This window comes from Ewingella sp. C233 (assembly GCF_055407225.1).
Window position 1 is genome coordinate 370,695 of record NZ_JBUZRI010000001.1, and the last position, 16,204, is coordinate 386,898.

At 51.6% G+C, this 16,204-nt stretch carries 13 protein-coding genes; 8 read left to right on the top strand and 5 right to left on the bottom strand.

Annotation, left to right across the window (positions count from 1 at the left end):
* Nucleotides 1-3 precede the first annotated feature (3 nt).
* On the bottom strand, nt 4-402 hold the full coding sequence (locus ACZRKO_RS01770; RefSeq protein ID WP_463735561.1) for a transposase: 399 nt from the start codon (nt 400-402) through the stop codon (nt 4-6).
* A gap of 724 nt (nt 403-1,126) precedes the next feature.
* Between ACZRKO_RS01770 and ACZRKO_RS01775 the strand changes: the two genes are divergently transcribed.
* From ACZRKO_RS01775 to alkA, 7 genes are all read left to right on the top strand, one after another.
* Nucleotides 1,127-1,714, top strand: a complete 588-nt coding sequence (locus tag ACZRKO_RS01775) for a TerD family protein (RefSeq protein WP_463735562.1) — start codon at nt 1,127-1,129, stop codon at nt 1,712-1,714.
* Nucleotides 1,715-1,716: 2 nt separating this feature from the next.
* A complete protein-coding gene (locus ACZRKO_RS01780; RefSeq protein ID WP_463735563.1) occupies nt 1,717-2,889 on the top strand; it encodes a TerD family protein in 1,173 nt (390 codons plus the stop codon).
* 20 nt (nt 2,890-2,909) lie between these two features.
* A complete protein-coding gene (locus ACZRKO_RS01785) occupies nt 2,910-3,356 on the top strand; it encodes a tellurite resistance TerB family protein (protein WP_463735564.1) in 447 nt (148 codons plus the stop codon).
* 25 nt (nt 3,357-3,381) lie between these two features.
* Nucleotides 3,382-4,422, top strand: coding sequence for a TerC/Alx family metal homeostasis membrane protein (locus ACZRKO_RS01790; RefSeq protein WP_463737438.1), 1,041 nt, complete (start codon nt 3,382-3,384; stop codon nt 4,420-4,422).
* Nucleotides 4,423-4,482: 60 nt separating this feature from the next.
* Nucleotides 4,483-5,061 carry a TerD family protein gene (locus tag ACZRKO_RS01795; RefSeq protein ID WP_463735565.1) on the top strand — a complete coding sequence of 193 codons (579 nt, stop codon included), beginning with the start codon at nt 4,483-4,485 and terminating at the stop codon, nt 5,059-5,061.
* Between the two features lie 71 nt (nt 5,062-5,132).
* Nucleotides 5,133-5,708, top strand: a complete 576-nt coding sequence (locus ACZRKO_RS01800) for a TerD family protein (RefSeq protein WP_463735566.1) — start codon at nt 5,133-5,135, stop codon at nt 5,706-5,708.
* A 172-nt stretch (nt 5,709-5,880) separates the two neighbouring features.
* Nucleotides 5,881-6,741 (top strand): DNA-3-methyladenine glycosylase 2, encoded by an 861-nt coding sequence (alkA, locus tag ACZRKO_RS01805; RefSeq protein WP_463737439.1) that lies wholly within the window; start codon nt 5,881-5,883, stop codon nt 6,739-6,741.
* 22 nt (nt 6,742-6,763) lie between these two features.
* Here the strand turns inward: alkA and ACZRKO_RS01810 are convergent, their stop codons facing one another.
* The 3 genes from ACZRKO_RS01810 to ACZRKO_RS01820 all read right to left on the bottom strand — a co-directional run bounded on the left by ACZRKO_RS01810 (nt 6,764) and on the right by ACZRKO_RS01820 (nt 11,778).
* Nucleotides 6,764-9,745, bottom strand: coding sequence for a PAS domain S-box protein (locus ACZRKO_RS01810; protein ID WP_463735567.1), 2,982 nt, complete (start codon nt 9,743-9,745; stop codon nt 6,764-6,766).
* A 397-nt stretch (nt 9,746-10,142) separates the two neighbouring features.
* Nucleotides 10,143-11,582, bottom strand: coding sequence for a magnesium transporter (gene mgtE, locus ACZRKO_RS01815; RefSeq protein ID WP_463735568.1), 1,440 nt, complete (start codon nt 11,580-11,582; stop codon nt 10,143-10,145).
* A gap of 37 nt (nt 11,583-11,619) precedes the next feature.
* Nucleotides 11,620-11,778, bottom strand: a complete 159-nt coding sequence (locus tag ACZRKO_RS01820) for a YfgG family protein (RefSeq protein ID WP_463735569.1) — start codon at nt 11,776-11,778, stop codon at nt 11,620-11,622.
* 551 nt (nt 11,779-12,329) lie between these two features.
* On the opposite strand from ACZRKO_RS01820, the gene ACZRKO_RS01825 reads away from it, so the two are divergent.
* Nucleotides 12,330-14,567: an EAL domain-containing protein gene (locus ACZRKO_RS01825; protein WP_463735570.1), complete on the top strand. Its 2,238-nt coding sequence runs from the start codon at nt 12,330-12,332 to the stop codon at nt 14,565-14,567.
* Nucleotides 14,568-14,648: 81 nt separating this feature from the next.
* Here the strand turns inward: ACZRKO_RS01825 and ppx are convergent, their stop codons facing one another.
* Nucleotides 14,649-16,199, bottom strand: coding sequence for an exopolyphosphatase (gene ppx, locus ACZRKO_RS01830; RefSeq protein ID WP_463735571.1), 1,551 nt, complete (start codon nt 16,197-16,199; stop codon nt 14,649-14,651).
* Nucleotides 16,200-16,204 lie beyond the last annotated feature (5 nt).

Consider the following 16,204-nt stretch of genomic DNA (forward strand, 5'->3'; position numbering starts at 1 on the left):
GGACTATTTCTCCCGCCGGTTTTTCGCGATCAGCGCTGACAAATTTTGTTGGGCTTGCGGCAGATCCCCAAGGGAATGCGCCACGTAGCCGCGCAGCCACAGCCCGTTCTTTTTTACGCCCGTCAGCTCTCCCAGTTGTTTAGCGCTGTGGGTCTTCAGCGTGTTAACCAGCATCGGGATCTCCGTCTCCGGAGACATAGTGAGCCGGAGTTCTACACCCTCGCTATGCATGGTGATCTGCTCGATGCTGAAGGCCGAATTCTTGCTGCAGCGGGGGATTATTTCGCTGAGTAATTGGCGATCCTTCGCCTGTACACTAAGCGGCGAGCTAAAGGCGAAGATAAGCTGTATCCGAATGTTAAATAGATTGTATCTATTGGAATTTATCACTAACGGAACCACCAGAAATAACGTTGAAACTAAGCTGTCAGCCAGGTGAATTAATTACACCGAAATTGGCTGAATGAAAAATAATATTAATGAGATTTGATGGGCAATGTTCTTTATAAAATAACAGCGTATTTAGTTACGAATTTTTCATAGTTGGCAGCAAATAAAATGCTTTAAGCAATGTTATTTACGTTTCTTTTCAGTATTCCATCATAAATAAAAAAAACGTCCGTGAAGATTTTTTTCGGGCTGGTGTGTGTAATTTTGAATGCAGATCCATAAAAATAAAAATAGGGATTTTTCGTATATTGTTAGCGCTAAAACATAGGCTTACGATTTTGTGGTGTTAGGGTTTTTGAGTTAGAAAACGAAGTCAGGAGATTGCGGATAACTTATCGATGCCATGAAAATAATAAGCGTGAGAATAGTTATGATTATTGTCAATTTATCTATCAAAAGTGTGTTTCTGTGTAAAACAATAAACCTTCCCTAAACAAAGTGAATAAAATCGCGTAAAACGGTTCGCACACAACACCAGTGAATCTATCCCAGAATTATGCGTATTTTGTGTGCATTTTTATTTGTGTGCCGGTCGCATTTATATTTTCTGGAGAATTTAAAAGTAATCCTAAATTTATCATGGTTAATTTTGTGGTTATTGAATCGCACCGGATATTAGCCGGAAATTATTTAAATTAATCGATGTTTAATACCGTTTTTTCAAAAAGGAGATTTCGTGGCTATTTCACTCAGTAAAAATCAATCCGTCTCCCTGGCAAAAGAGTCCGGCGCTTCCGTGACCGCAGTGCATATCGGTTTGGGATGGGATGCGGCGAAAAGCAAAGGGCTGTTTGGCATGTTTGGCGGCGGCGGTGGTGAGATTGATTTGGATGCCTCCTGCGTCATGCTCGACGGCGACGGTGAAGCGGTCGACACCATCTGGTTTCGCAAGCTGCAATCAAGCTGCGGCTCGGTAAAACACAGCGGTGACAACCGTACCGGTGCCGGAGATGGCGACGATGAAGTCATCCTCATCGATCTTGGCCGTGTGCCTTCTGACGTCGAACATCTCGCTTTCACGGTGAACAGTTTCACCGGCCAGAATTTCACCAAGGTTGAGAACGCCAGCGTGCGCATTCTTGACCAACGCAGCAAGGAGCTGGCGAATTTCAATTTGTCAGAAAAGGGAGCGCACTCGGCGTTGTTTATCGCTTCGCTTTCCCGTAAGGGCAACGACTGGACCTTCAAGGCACATGGCCTGACGTCCAGCGGACGCACCGTGGAAAGTATGCTGCCGTTAGTTATCCGCGAGCTGGTGGGGTAAGCATGGCGACTCAACTTATTGCCGGTGGCAACGGGCCAGTACCCGAAACCACGCTGGTCATCCGGGTTAAATGCGGCATTGCTGCCGATGTGTCGGCTTTTCGTCTAGACGCGAATGGAAAAACGCGGTCCGATGACGATTTTATTTTCTACGGGCAGAAGCAGAGTCTGGACCGTTCACTCCTGCTGCTGACTGAAGGGGATAACAGCTCATTTTCAGTCAATCTCAGTGGGTTGCCTGCCAGCGTGCAAAAGGTGGCTTTTACCATTACGCCTGGGGCGGGTCACACCATTCAGACGCTGCGGACTCTGAGTATCAGCGTGGAAGTGAACGGCCAGCCGCATCTGACCTGTCCGGTTGATGTCGCCGGCCGTAACGAAGCTGCGCTGATCCTCGGGGAGCTTTATCGTCGCAACAGTGAGTGGAAATTCCGCTTTGTGGCGCAGGGCTTCAACGGCGGTTTACAGCCGCTGGCCGAGCACTTTGGCGTGACGATAGACGCACCGGCTGAAGAGGCGACGAAGGCTACGCCGGTTCCTTCTCAGGCCCCGACAGCGAAGACTGTCAATCTCAGTAAGGTGACGCTCACCAAAGAGCAGCCGAGTGTCAATTTAACCAAGCCGGTCAGTCTCAGCAAAGGGCAGGGCTTTGGCCGTATTCGCGTCAATCTCAACTGGAACCGGGCTTCAGGCGGCGGTTTTTTCAGCAAACTCAACGCTATCGACTTGGATCTGGGCGCGTACGTACGCTTCAAAGATGGCCATCAGGATCTAGTGCAGGCGCTGGGCAACCGTTTTGGCGATTTCCAGAACGTTCCCTACGTGCATCTTGAAGCCGATGACCGCACCGGCTCGGCCTCCGAAGGTGAGTGGCTCAATATCAACGGTGCGAAGTGGGATGACATCGCAGAAGTGGTGATTTTCGCCTTCATCTATAAAGGCGTACCTAACTGGGCGAAAACCGACGGTGTGGTAACGCTGCAATTGCCGGAGCAGCCACCCATAGAAACGCGCCTGAATTCGGACGGTGGCAGCCAGTCAATGTGTGCCATTGCCCGCCTTGAGAACGTCAATAACACCTTAAAAGTCGAGCGCCTGAACGCCTATTTCGGTGGTCATGAACCTATGGATAAAGCCTATGGCTGGGGTTTCAACTGGCGTGCGGGCAGCAAATAAATTTCACCGAGGAAAGCAACATGTTGGATTGGGCTAAGAACAAGTTTAATCAGGGGCGCGAAACGTTGCTCTCTGAAGTCAGCCGCTATAAGGGCAAGGATTTCATGCAGGGCTGTGTCGCCGTAGGCACCTATATCGCCTTCACCGATGGTGTAGTGAGTGCGCAAGAGAAACAAAAACTGATCAAGTATTTTGAAATCAGCGACACCCTGAAAGTGTTCAGTACCGAAGAGGTGATCAGCGAATTTCAGAAGCTCTCCGCCAAGTTCGATTTCGATCGGGACATTGGCCGCTCTGAGTGCCTGAAGACCATCGGCAAATTGCGCAAAAAACCGGAAGAGGCACGTGCTGCTGTTCGTCTGGGCGTGATGATTGCCAAAAGTGACGCCAATTTTGATGAAGAAGAAAAGCGGGCGCTGCTGGAAGTGTGTAACGAGTTGGGCCTTAAGCCCGAAGAGTTCTTCTGATTGTTCGTTTTGATTGAGAGTAATGATGGAATCTACCCTGATTGGTTTTCCGCCGGTAACTGTCGCCGTGTTTGCGGTGCTGGCAATCGCCGCCTTGTTGATCGACTTACTGGCGCACCGTGGTGATAAAGCCATTGGGTTAAAAAGTGCGGTGCTGTGGTCACTGTTCTGGATCGCCACGGCGCTGGCCTTTGCTGGCTTCCTCTACGTGAGCCATGGCGCTGAGGTCACCAGCCTGTTTATTACCGGCTATGCGCTCGAAAAGGTTCTGTCCGTCGACAACCTCTTCGTCATGATGGCGATTTTTGCCTGGTTCAAAGTGCCGGATGGCTACCGTCACCGGGTGCTGTATTGGGGAATTATCGGCGCGATTGTGTTCCGCGCCATTTTTGTTGCTATCGGTTCCGGTTTATTGATGCTCGGCCCGTGGGTAGAGATGTTATTCGCGGTGCTGGTGGCCCTGACTGCCGTGATGATGCTGCGCTCCGGGGATGATGACGGCGAAACGGAAGACTATTCCGATCACTTTGCCAATCGCCTGGTTCGGCGCTTCTATCCGGTCTGGCCAAAGCTGGCGGGTAACCGTTTCATGCTGAGTGCCAAAGAAGTCAGCGCTGAACTGGAGAAGCCGGAAAACAAAGGCTTCAGCTTCGATGTGAAGAAAGGCGCGAAATATGCCACACCGTTGCTGCTGTGCGTGGCTGTGGTGGAGCTGTCCGACATCATGTTTGCCTTTGACAGCGTACCGGCCGTCATTGCCGTGAGCCGTGAGCCGCTGATTGTTTACTCCGCCATGATGTTTGCCATTCTGGGCCTGCGTACCATGTACTTCGTGCTTGAAGCCCTGCGCAAGTATTTGGTGCATCTGGAGAAAGCAGTAATTGCGCTGCTGTTCTTTATCGCCTTCAAGCTGGGGCTGAACGCCAGTGACCATCTGTGGGGCCACGGTTTTGGTATCAGCGCGACAACCAGCCTGTATGTGGTGTTGGTCGTACTGGCGATTGGCATTGTTGCCAGCGTGATATTCCCGGCCAAAGCGGAGCCGGAAGCGGATAGTCAGCCATAAAAAACGTTGTAAACGCGAGGGGGAACCCCCTCCAAACCCTGATAAGAAAAGGAGAATCACATGGGAGTTTCACTTTCAAAAGGCGGCAATGTTTCGCTGAGCAAAACAGATCCTGGCCTGAAAAAAGTGCTGGTCGGTTTGGGCTGGGATGCCCGCTCAACTGACGGACAGGACTTTGACCTGGATGCATCAGCTTTTCTGCTCCAGGCTAACGGCAAAGTCACGCAAGACGACGACTTCATCTTCTATAACAATCTCACCTCACGCTGTGGCTCGGTGGTGCACCAGGGTGATAACCGCACCGGCGAAGGAGATGGCGATGATGAAAAGCTGCTGGTCATGCTCGATAAGGTCCCGGCGAATGTCGATAAGGTGGTGTTTACCGTCACCATCCATGACGCCGTTGCGCGTCATCAAAATTTTGGGCAGGTGAGTAACGCTTTTATTCGTCTGGCGAATGACGAAAGTCAGGCCGAAGTTGCCCGCTACGATTTGCAGGAAGACAGCTCCACTGAAATTGCCATGATTTTTGGCGAACTGTATCGCCACAGCGGTGAGTGGAAATTCCGCGCCGTGGGTCAGGGTTTCAGCGGTGGGCTCTCGGCCCTGTGCGCCAATTTTGGTGTCAGTGCCGCATAAGCGGTGGTGATGCCGGTTAACAGACTGCGCCAGGCGCAGCACTATTCTCGTTCAAGATAAGGAATGTGATCATGGCAGTATCTCTGAAAAAAGGCGGCAACGTCTCGCTTACCAAAGAAGCCCCAACCATGAAAACCGTGCTTTTCGGTCTTGGCTGGGACTCCCGCAAAACTGACGGTTCGGCGTTTGACCTTGATGCCTCTGCGTTTATTGTCGGCGAAGATGACAAAGTGCTCTCTGACAGCAGCTTTATCTTCTTCAATAATAAAACCAGTAGCTGTGGTGGCGTCGTGCATCAGGGCGATAACCGTACCGGCGAAGGGGACGGCGATGACGAACAACTGTTGATCCATCTGGATAAAGTCGATGCAAAAGCTAAAAAAGTGGTCTTCGCAGTGACGATTTATGAAGCAGAAGAACGTAAGCAAAACTTCGGCATGGTCACCAACGGTTTCATCCGTGCGGTCAATAATGACGATCAACTAGAGCTGGCGCGTTACGACCTGTCTGAAGATGCGGCAACCGAAACCGCGATGATCTTTGGCGAACTCTACCGTCACAACGGTGAGTGGAAATTCAAAGCCGTAGGTCAGGGCTATGAAGGTGGCCTGTCTGCGCTGGCGAAAAATTTCGGCGTGAATATCTGAGGGTAATGTGACATTACACGTTGCCCCGCTGAACTGACCTGCGTTGCAATACCCCATCCCGGCGGAAATTCCGCCGGGATTTTTTATCCCTGCTTCTCACCTGCTACACTCCTCACAGGTTTTTTCTTTACTTTCCACGCTGTTTTTCACTCCGGGAGTGACTGTGTCTGCAATGACCTATCTCAACTATACGCCGCCCTATGACTGGCAGTGGATGATGGCGTTTCTTGGTGCTCGTGCCCTGACCGGTATTGAGAAAAAAGAGGGTGAATTTTATCAGCGTACGCTGATGGTGAAGTCCGGTGAGGAGACGCTCTCAGGCTGGTTAAGGTTGCGGCCTGTCGCAGAGAAACACTGCGTCGAGCTGCAACTCTCGCCTTCGTTGCAGGCAGTAGCGGGGCAGGTGGAACAACAGGTCAGACGGTTACTGGATCTGGATGCCGACCCAGCACTGATTGCCAGCGGGTTGGGACGGTTGGCCGAAAACGCCGTGGGATTACGTTTACCGGGGTGTATTAACCGTTTTGAACTGACCGTGCGCGCGGTTCTGGGGCAGTTGGTGAGTGTAAAAATGGCGGCCACGCTGGCGACCCGTCTGACCCAAAAATGGGGTGAGCCCGTTGCAACACCGTTTGACGGGCTGACACATCTCTTCCCCACGCCAGCGCGTATAGCTGAACTCTGCGTTGACGATCTGCGTGGTATAGGTGTGCAGGCCAAACGTGCAGCTTGCCTGATTGGTGTGGCGCAGGCGGTTGAGGCGGGAGATTTACCGCTGGATACTATGACGGATGTGAAACAGGGGGTAAAAGCATTGTTGGCACTGCCGGGGATTGGCAGTTGGACCGCCAGCTATGTTGCCATGCGGGCATGGTCGGCACCGGATGTTTTCCTCTGTGGTGACTATCTGATTAAACAGCGTTTTCCCGGCATGACACCGGCGAAAATCGCCCGTTATGCTGAAATGTGGCAGCCGTGGCGCACTTACGCCACGCTGCATTTATGGTTTAACGACGGCTTCATGCCGGAGTGATCGCCGCGTGCCGTCGCAAAAATCAGTGGATGCCGAAATAGCCGGTATTGAGCAGGCTGTGCAGGGGGGTTAACGGCGCGATGGTATCGCCTTCGACCAGATCGATACCGATACTGGTGAGCTTCTCCAGCGTTTCATTAATATCCGCCGGTCCTGCCAGAGTTTGTGCCGCCATCCGGTGCGTATTGCCATGCAAAATTGTCACCAGTACTTCATCCATCTGGTTGTAGTGGATCTGGCTCATGAAGGTCGGGTCGATCTGCACGTAATCTACACATCCTTGAGGTAGTTTATTAAATTCATTGAGATTCTTACCGACATTCTGTAGCACAATTTTACAACCACGTTGCTTAAGTCCAGCAATGAAAGCGCTCAGATGCTTATGTTTGAGCAGTACGGTGTCATCAATCATCAGATTAACCGACGGGAGTGGCATGACCGTGTTGTCCAGCAAGCTGACCAGCTCCTCACGCAGGGAATCTTGCAACAACCCCTCGGTGGAGAGCGGGATCGCGACACAAATGCCTTTGTTGCTGATCCCCTGTGCGTGCTCCTTCAGGATTTTGCGCAGCAGCCAGCGGTCAACGTCCGGCATCATGTCGTAAAAACGGGCAGCTTCGAGCAGGACATCCGCTCGCTGAATACCGTTGCGAGGTTCAATAAACTGCATGGAAAGCTGATAAAAGCAGACCGAGAGCGGGGTTTTAGGCGGTGAAGCGGCGCGGCAATGTAGCGACAGCTGATCCTCATCGAGGATCCGGTGGATATCTTCGGGCCTGAAAATGGCGGTATGGGAAGCGAGCAGGCGTTTTTGCCGCGCTTCGTAATTGAAGACCTGCCCGCGCCCGCCATTTTTCGCGGTATAGCAGGCGATATCAGCCTGAGCCATGTATTCGCTGCCGCTGACGGAGCCATCGATAATACGGGTGACGCCGGCGCTGGCGCCGATACGGTAAATCTGGTTATTCCACATAAATTGGAAATCGTTGATTCGGCTCACCATTTGCTGAATGACCTGTAACCCCTGTTCCTGCGGGCAATTAAATAGGATCAGGGCAAATTCATCGCCGCCCAGCCGGGCGAGTTTGTCACTGTTGCGGATCTGCTCCTGCATCAGATGGCTTAACTGACGTAACAATTCGTCGCCAGCCGCGTGGCCCGCGGTGTCGTTGACTGCTTTAAAATGATCAAGATCGATAAATGCCAGGGTGTGATGCTGATGCATTTCTGCCGTCAGGTGCAGTGCACTTTTCAGACTGTCTTCAAAACTGCCACGGTTAGATAAACCGGTGAGCAGATCATGCGAAGCGCTGTAGCTCAGTTGGCGCATCAGTTCCCGCGATTTACTGACGTCTTGTAATACCAGTACGATGCCTATCGGTTCATCTTTGAGCGTGCGCAGCGGCGACACCGCCAGTTGCACGTCAAACTGGCCGGTATGATAACCGTGCAGGATCAGAGACTGGTCGACTGAAGAGTGCAGGTTTTCGTTGATATCAAACTGCATCAGATTGTCGATAAGTGGGCCATTTGGGCCGACGCTGATATGTACCACTGTGCTGACCGGTTTCCCCTGCGCCCGCCGCTCTGTCCAGCCGGTCATCTTTTCTGCCACCGGATTCATGAAGGTAATACTCATGTTGCGGTCAGTCGATATTACGGCTTCGTTGATGGCATTGAGCGTGATATGCAGCAGTTCTTTCTCTTCATGCAGCGCTTCTGAAAGCCGTTTATTGGTGACTTCTGTCTGCTTCAGCTCGCTGATATCTTCTATTTGAGCAATAAAATAGACCGGGTTTTGCTGGTCATCACGCACCAGCGATACGGCCAGCAGCGCCCAGACCATCTCGCCGCTGCGGCACAGATAGCGTTTCTCCATCTGGTAGTTCTGAATCTCCCCATCCAGCAATTGCTGCAACAGGGCCAGATCTTTACTCAGGTCTTCTGGATGGGTGATCTCCTGAAACGTCAGCGTTTTGAGATAACTGGCGTCATATCCCAGCAGGTTACACAACGCTTTATTCACCTGCAGCCATTTGCCTTGCGGTGAGACCAGCGCCATACCAATGGCAGAATACTCCATGGCATTACGAAAACGGTTTTCACTTTGGGTTATGTAGGATTTCTCCACGCGCAATGCGTGCATTGCCATCGCCATCGCATTGGCGGGCAACAGGATCAAAAGCAGCGGAGTGAACAGTAAACCTTCCTGAAGGCTATTTGCTCGGGGTATGACGGAGATAACCCCGAGGGTTTGCAGCAGGGCAATCATCAGCGTCATGCAGAGAAAAATAAAAAAAGCTTCAGTACGGGGCAGCCTGATGGCGGCCCACAGCAGAGGGATCGTAATAAAAGCAAAAGGATAAGGCAGCCATTTCAGCGCCAGAAAGCCTGCCACCAGAGTGAGTGTCAGCGTGAGCAGCATTTCATACAGGCGTCGCGAGTGAGTCAGTTGTTGTAAATAGCCGCGCTGATAGATAAGACCCAGCGGCGTCAGTGACAAAATAGCGACGGCTTCGGAGATAAACCAGGTGGCGAAACGCTGTTGCAGTTCCTGCGGTGAATGCGGGTGGACAATGAACAGCGTCAGGATCACGGAACTGAGCAGCGGGCTAAATACGACGGCAATCAGCAGGAATTTTACCCAGTTTGCCAGCCCGGAGAGCGGGTCCAGAGCCGGAAGCAGTTTGCGCAGTAAGAGCGCGCAGATCCCGGCCTCAATCAGGTTGTTGAGAATGTAGGGAAAATAGTGCAGGAACGGTGTGCCCGCCAGCGTATGCGCGGCAGCAATCCCCAACGCGGCGGCGCAGAAAAGGGGCAGCCAGTCGCGATAGCGATGATGGAAAAGCACCGGGATTAGCAAGGCCGTAGGCAGCCAGACGGCGGCGAGGCTCGATGATTGCTGAATGATTTTCAGGCAGGCAAGGGCCAGCAAACAAACGCTGAGCGCTAATGCCAGTGACATTTTCCAGGCGACCGGTGAGGGCGCGGACAGACGAAGCATGTTTTTTTCCACTGTGAAAACCTTTCTCAGACTCCATCCGGCCAGCGTCGGACGAGAGTAACGATACATAAAAGAAAGACATTGGCGTTATTGTTATGGCGTTAAAGTTTGACGTTTTAATTGTGGCGCGATTTTTTTAGTCAACATTTGTCTGAGGCCTGGCTGGCTGTAGCCTGACAGTGTAGTAGGAAAGCGTGATCTCGACAGGGATTGATGAATTTTATGAATTCTACCTCAGTAATTCATTGATAACGAATGTTGAATGACTACAAGTAAACCTGTGGGGAGGCTTTTCCATTGACCATGGGCCGCCAACATTCCGCCCCCTGCATCTCGGGGCGGCGTTTTGTCAGTACATTGAAAGAGAGGTTAATCAAAGACTAGCTTAATAGCGGATTTACAGCAGGAAAATGGTCGCCAGACCCAGGAAAATGAAAAAACCGCCGGTATCAGTAATGGCCGTGATCATCACGCTGGCACCGACCGCCGGGTCGCGTCCCATTCGTACCATGGTCAGCGGGATAATCACGCCCATCATGGCGGCGACCAGCAGATTCAGCACCATCGCCAGCGTCATGACCGCCCCCATAGCCCAGTCACCATAAAGCAGCCAGGTCACTATACCCATCAGCCCGCCCCACACCAGTCCATTGATCAGTGCGACGCCCAGTTCCCTGAAAATTAAAAACTTCAGGTTGCCCACCTGCACTTGATGTAGCGCCAGAGCACGGACAATCATGGTGATGGTTTGATTACCGGTGTTTCCGCCAATACCTGCCACGATCGGCATCAGTGCGGCTAATGCGACTAACTGTGAAATGGTGCCTTCAAACAGGCCAATGACCCGTGAGGCCACAAAGGCCGTACAAAGATTGATCGCCAGCCACGCCCAGCGGTTGCGAACCGCTTTGCTTACCGGGGAGAAGACATCCTCTTCCGCGCTGAGCCCCCCCATGCGCCGCAAATTGGTGTCCGTATCATTGTTAACGAAGTCGACAATTTCCTCGACCGTCAGGCGGCCCATCAGCTTGCCTTTTTTGTCGATAACTGGCGCAGTGATGAGGTCATAACGTTCGAAAGCCCCTGCTGCATCCTCGGCCTTATCGTCGGCTTCAAAGCAGGTCGGATCTTCATTCATCACTTCCGATACCAGACGATGCGGCGGATTTAGCAGAATGGTGGTCAGTGGTAATTCGCCGAGCAGAGTATTTTTACGATCGGTGATGAAGAGTTTGTCACTGGCTTCTGGGATAGCTTTGCGGTAGCGGAGGTAGCGCTGAACGGTGCCGAGCGTGACGTCCGGACGCACCGTCAGCAGTTCGAAATCCATGATTCGCCCGACAGTATCTTTACCAAACTTGATCACCTCGCGGACTTTTTCCCGCTGGCGCGGATCCAGTGAGGTGAGTACGCGGCCCATCAGGTCACGCGGTAAGTATTCGGCCAGATAGAGTTGATCGTCCACGTCCAGCAGCGACATGGTTTTCAGCAAATCTCTGTCGCTCATCTCTTCAATCAGACTGTCCCAGACTGTTTCGGAGACTTCTACCAGCGCTTTGCCGCGGTCGGCAGGGTCGATCAGCCGCCATAAGGCCAGGCGCTCATGGCGGGGCAGGGCTTCTAAAATGTCGGCAAGGTCAGCGGCGTGCAACCCGGAAATAAGCTGGCTGAGTTCAGCCGTCTGGTCCATGAGTTGGGCGCGCGTAGGTTCATCGAGCTCTTTGGACTCGCCAAGAATACTGTCAGCGAGCTCATCGCTGTCGAGTAAAAGGTGCAGAATACGGCCGCGTGTATCCGCCAGTTTTTGTATGTGATACCGATGCTTAGTGGCAGACATGCTGGATCGTTATCCTTTCATTTCTCACAAAATCATATCAGGGAGCCGGTTTTTCGGATTGCTCGACCTGAGTCTGCTTTTGATTTTGATGGTGAGACCAGGCGCCGATCGCCGAGTAGATGAGGCGTCCGAACAAAATAATGAAGCTGATTGTTAAAACAATCTTTGTCATTTTGATCTTGGTTTTTCTCGACATAGTTATTTTAGCTTATTAAATCCATGTTCAATCAGGTTAAAATAATGACTTAAACCATTCGCATTACCATTATCAATATATATCACATCAAGTTGACCGACCAGAAAAAGCCGACATCCGTAAGAAATACCTGTAAGTTTCGTAAGAATTTTCCGACTGAAATGACGCGGGTTTAGCACGTGAAACGGGAAATTCAGCTATAATTGTTACTTGCCTGAAATATAAGATGTAATTATTAACCTATAGGTGAATTTGTTCCACAACGCTTTTGTGCTAATTATGAAAAGCTCGGTTTCTTGATCGCCATCAAATGGTTTAATATAGACCGAACTAGAATCCATCTTTAATTTCTCAAAACTGAAAAAATTGTTTTGCCGCATTTTGTGGTATGCCTGCGCGACCTTTTCAAACCCTCTTGTTTGTGTGGCGTTACCGGCAGAACGCTGGACATCCTCCGGTGAGACTATTCTTGTGATGTTCGCCTGATTTTCTATTGGCGCTGACTGGCAGATATTGTGTGAACTTCATGCGGATTAAACATGACAGACTTTATGAATAAATATTTATCCTGGCGAGAGTTTAGCCGCCAATGGTGGGGCTTACCGGTGCTTTGTGCATTGGTTCTCATTAACCTGTCGTCATGGTTATCTCCCATCATTATGCTGCCTGAAGGCCGCACTTATCTGATGTATATGCCGCTGGCCGTTTGCGTCGCCTTGCTGTTGGTCTTCGACTGGCGCGCACTACCGGGCATTGCTCTGGCCATGTTTGTCCGTTATGACTTGCGCATCGGCGCCGAAATGGGCGCATTGCTGACGGTGATTTATCTGTTTTCGCTCTCGATGGCCTGGGGAGGTTACCGTTCTCAGTCAGGAACGCGCTGGTCAGCATCGTTTGGCTTATTAAGATTGCCGTTGCCGCGAATCCTGTGGCTGGTGGTATTTCTGTCGGTATTCTTTGTCTTCATCTTACAGATTATTGTCGAACTGGATTTGTTGCCCGGTTATCTGGGGATGGTCACCCGTAATTTCATGACCCTGCGTACGCTCATCAATTTACAAGCGATGATGCTGGGAACGCTGCTTAGCGGGCATTTGTGGTATCTGGTGCTGCGCATTATTCGTAAACCCCGCTATCTGCGTGTAATACGGGCAAAAATGCGCAGCCAGCGCGCACCAGGCGTGAAAGCGGCAGAAGTGGTGCTTTGGTTTATGCTGCTGGGGACGATGGTCGTTATGTTGTCTTTGCAAGGCATCAGTAGTCCGGTTGCCAAGATCCTGCTCAGTGATTACACGCTGACGTTGCTGTTACCCGTGCTGCTGTTTGGCGCGATGCGCTATGGCTATCATTTCATCACTATCGTGTGGACCATTACACTGATTATTCTTTTTAGCCACTATCAGGGTTTCATCAGTGAAAGCGGCTTTATACATAATCTGGTGTTCGTCTCGGCACTGATGCTGGTGTTTACCCTCAGTCTGCTGATGATGTCAGCCATTTCGTCCCGCCAGCGCCGGTTGCTACAGAAAACCCGTTCAGCTTCTCTGCTTGACCCTGTTTTCGGCCTGCCGAATTTGCGTGCCTTCAACCGGGATTTATCGCGTTACCCACGCTCGCTGCTCTGTTTTATCCGTGTTTCTGAAATGGACGTACTTAGCCGTAACTACGGTATGCAGCTACGTATTCAGTTTAAGCAGCAGTTGGCTATTGGCCTCAAACCTTTCCTGCAAGCAGGCGAGAAGGTGTATCACCTGCCGGGTTATGATCTGGTTTTACGTCTGAACTGTGAAGGCACCGAAGAGAAACTGGAGCGTCTGCAACATTATGTGGATGATTTCCGTCTCATCTGGAATGGATTACCGCTTCATCCAAACATCGGTCTGGCTTATTGCACCGTCTTCCCGCCAGTTGAGCATCTGCACATGTTATTAGGTGAGCTCAGTGGTATTGCAGAGGTATCGCTGACGACCGGTAAACCGGAATCGAATAAAAGCGATCATAGTCAGGTGCAAAAGGAGATTAAAGGTAAAGTCGAGATGCTGCATAAAGTCCAGCGCGCGCTGGATGAAGATCGCTTTATTCTTATGGCGCAGCCTATTGCGGGCGTACGTGGCGATAGCTATCACGAAATTCTGTTGCGGATGCTGGATGAAAGTGGCGACCTGATGTCACCGGATAAATTCCTGCCGGTTGTGCATGAATTCGGTCTGGCCTATCAATTGGATATGTGGGTGCTCAAACACACGCTGATGTTTATTCATGAGCACCGCGAAAAATTGCCAAGTGCGCGCTTCGCGGTAAATTTCTCGCCTTCGACCCTCTGCCGTCCGGCGTTCAGTTCGCAATTTAAAGCGCTGATGGTGGAGTATCAGGTGGAGCCGTACCAGATCGTGCTGGAAGTGACGGAATCCCATCTGCTGCACAATGTGAAATACGCCGATTACTCAATGCGTGACCTGCGCAACTACGGCTGCCGTATCGCCATTGACGATTTTGGCACCGGCTACGCCAGCTACGATCGCCTTAAGCTGATTCAGGCCGATATCCTGAAAATAGACGGCAGTTTTGTGCGCAATATGCTGACGGATCCGCTGGACGCGTATATCGTGCAGTCTATCTGTCAGGTAGCGCGGATGAAACATCTGTCGATTGTAGCGGAGTATGTGGAAACCGAAGAGCAGCGTAACGCACTGCGTGCTCAGGGTGTGGATTACATGCAAGGCTACCTGATTGGCAAACCAGAACCCCTGATCACCCTGATTTCACATCAGGTCCCCAGCCTGGAGTAAAGTTTTCACTGAGCATCCCCACCGCGGCGCAATAAAAAACCCTCACGCAGAGGGTTTTTTAATTTTTTACTGTTTAACGGACTATTCAGCAGAAGCATCCTGCTCAGGATCTTCTTCTTCTATCATCAGCTTCCAGCCGGTGACGTCATCCCAATAACTTTGCTCACGCTCGAAGTCGAGCTGCACCAGGTTGTTCTGCGCCAGATAACCGGCAGGGAAGCGCAGCGTCCAGTGGTTATCATCGGTATGCAGACGCAGGGTTTCCGGCGTGGTGGTCGACTGACGTTGGTTATTGAGCAGAGCCCCCAGACGCAGCAGCTGCACCATCGGAAGATAATGCTTTTTCTTAAACAGGTTCAGGCGAGGTAACTCTTCGAGCTTCACGGCTTTACGGTGGAAGCGTACCAGCGTCGCCAGCAGCGTTTGCTGCTCCTGATTGAATCCCGGCAGGTTGGTATTTTGCAGAATATAGGCCGAATGGCGGTGCATACCGCTGTGGTTAATACTCAGACCCACTTCATGCAGCATGGCACCAAATTTTAGCAACGACTCCAGCTGAGGCTGAACCAGCTTGCTGTTTTGCGCCAGCCACTGGGCGTACAGCAGTTCAGTGGTTTCCAGCACGCGGCGTGCCTGTTCGCGATCAATATTGTAGTGTTCTGCCAGACTTTTCGCCGTGCGGGTGCGGATGTCCTGATGGCGGAAACGGCCTTCCATCTCATACAGCACGCCTTCGCGTAGCGCGCCGTCAGAGAGGCGTAATTCCTTGATTGCCAGCGCGTCGAAGACACCGCGCAGGATAGCCAGCCCCGGCACGAAGACCGACTGGCGATCTTCCGACAGCCCCGGTAAATCGAGATCGTCGAAACTTTTGAAATTCAGTACAGCTTCGGTGAGGGTCTCCAGACGTTCCGGTGTGATTAAGCCATCTTTCTCACCCATTTCGATCAGCACTTCATGAGCGGCTTTAATGCTGCCTGATGCACCCAGCGCATATTGCCAGCCCTGCAGGCGATACTGCCATGCCAGTGTTTCGAGCTTTTGTGCGGCGGCCAGCTGTGCACGTTTAAAATTGCTGCGGCTGATTTCACCGTGCGGGAAAAACATCTGCGCAAAGCTGACACAACCCATGCGGCGGCTTTCTGCCAGCAATGGCTCGAAATCCTCGCCGATGACCAGCTCCGTCGAGCCACCACCGATGTCGATCACCAGCTTGCGGCCTTTTTCCGGCTGCGTATGTTCAACACCCATGAAAATCAGTCGGGCTTCTTCCTGACCGGAAATGATTTCGATGGGATAGGGGATGACCTCTGCGGCGCGTTTGAGGAATTCCTCGGCATTGACGGCCTGACGCAGCGTATGAGTGCCGACAATCGTAACGTTATTTTCCGAAAAGCCCTGCAAGCGTTCAGCAAACAGCGCCAGACAATCCAGACCACGCTGGATAGCCTCTTCGCTCAGGACACTGTTGTTGTCCAGGCCATCGGCCAGATGGACGCGTTGTTTCAGGCGGCCTAACACCTGCAGCGCGCCATTGACGACGCGGGCAATCACCATATGGAAACTGTTCGACCCAAGGTCGATAGCGGCGATTTCCTGTGGTTTGGTATTGATGGTGTTTTTCAGGGGCATAATAG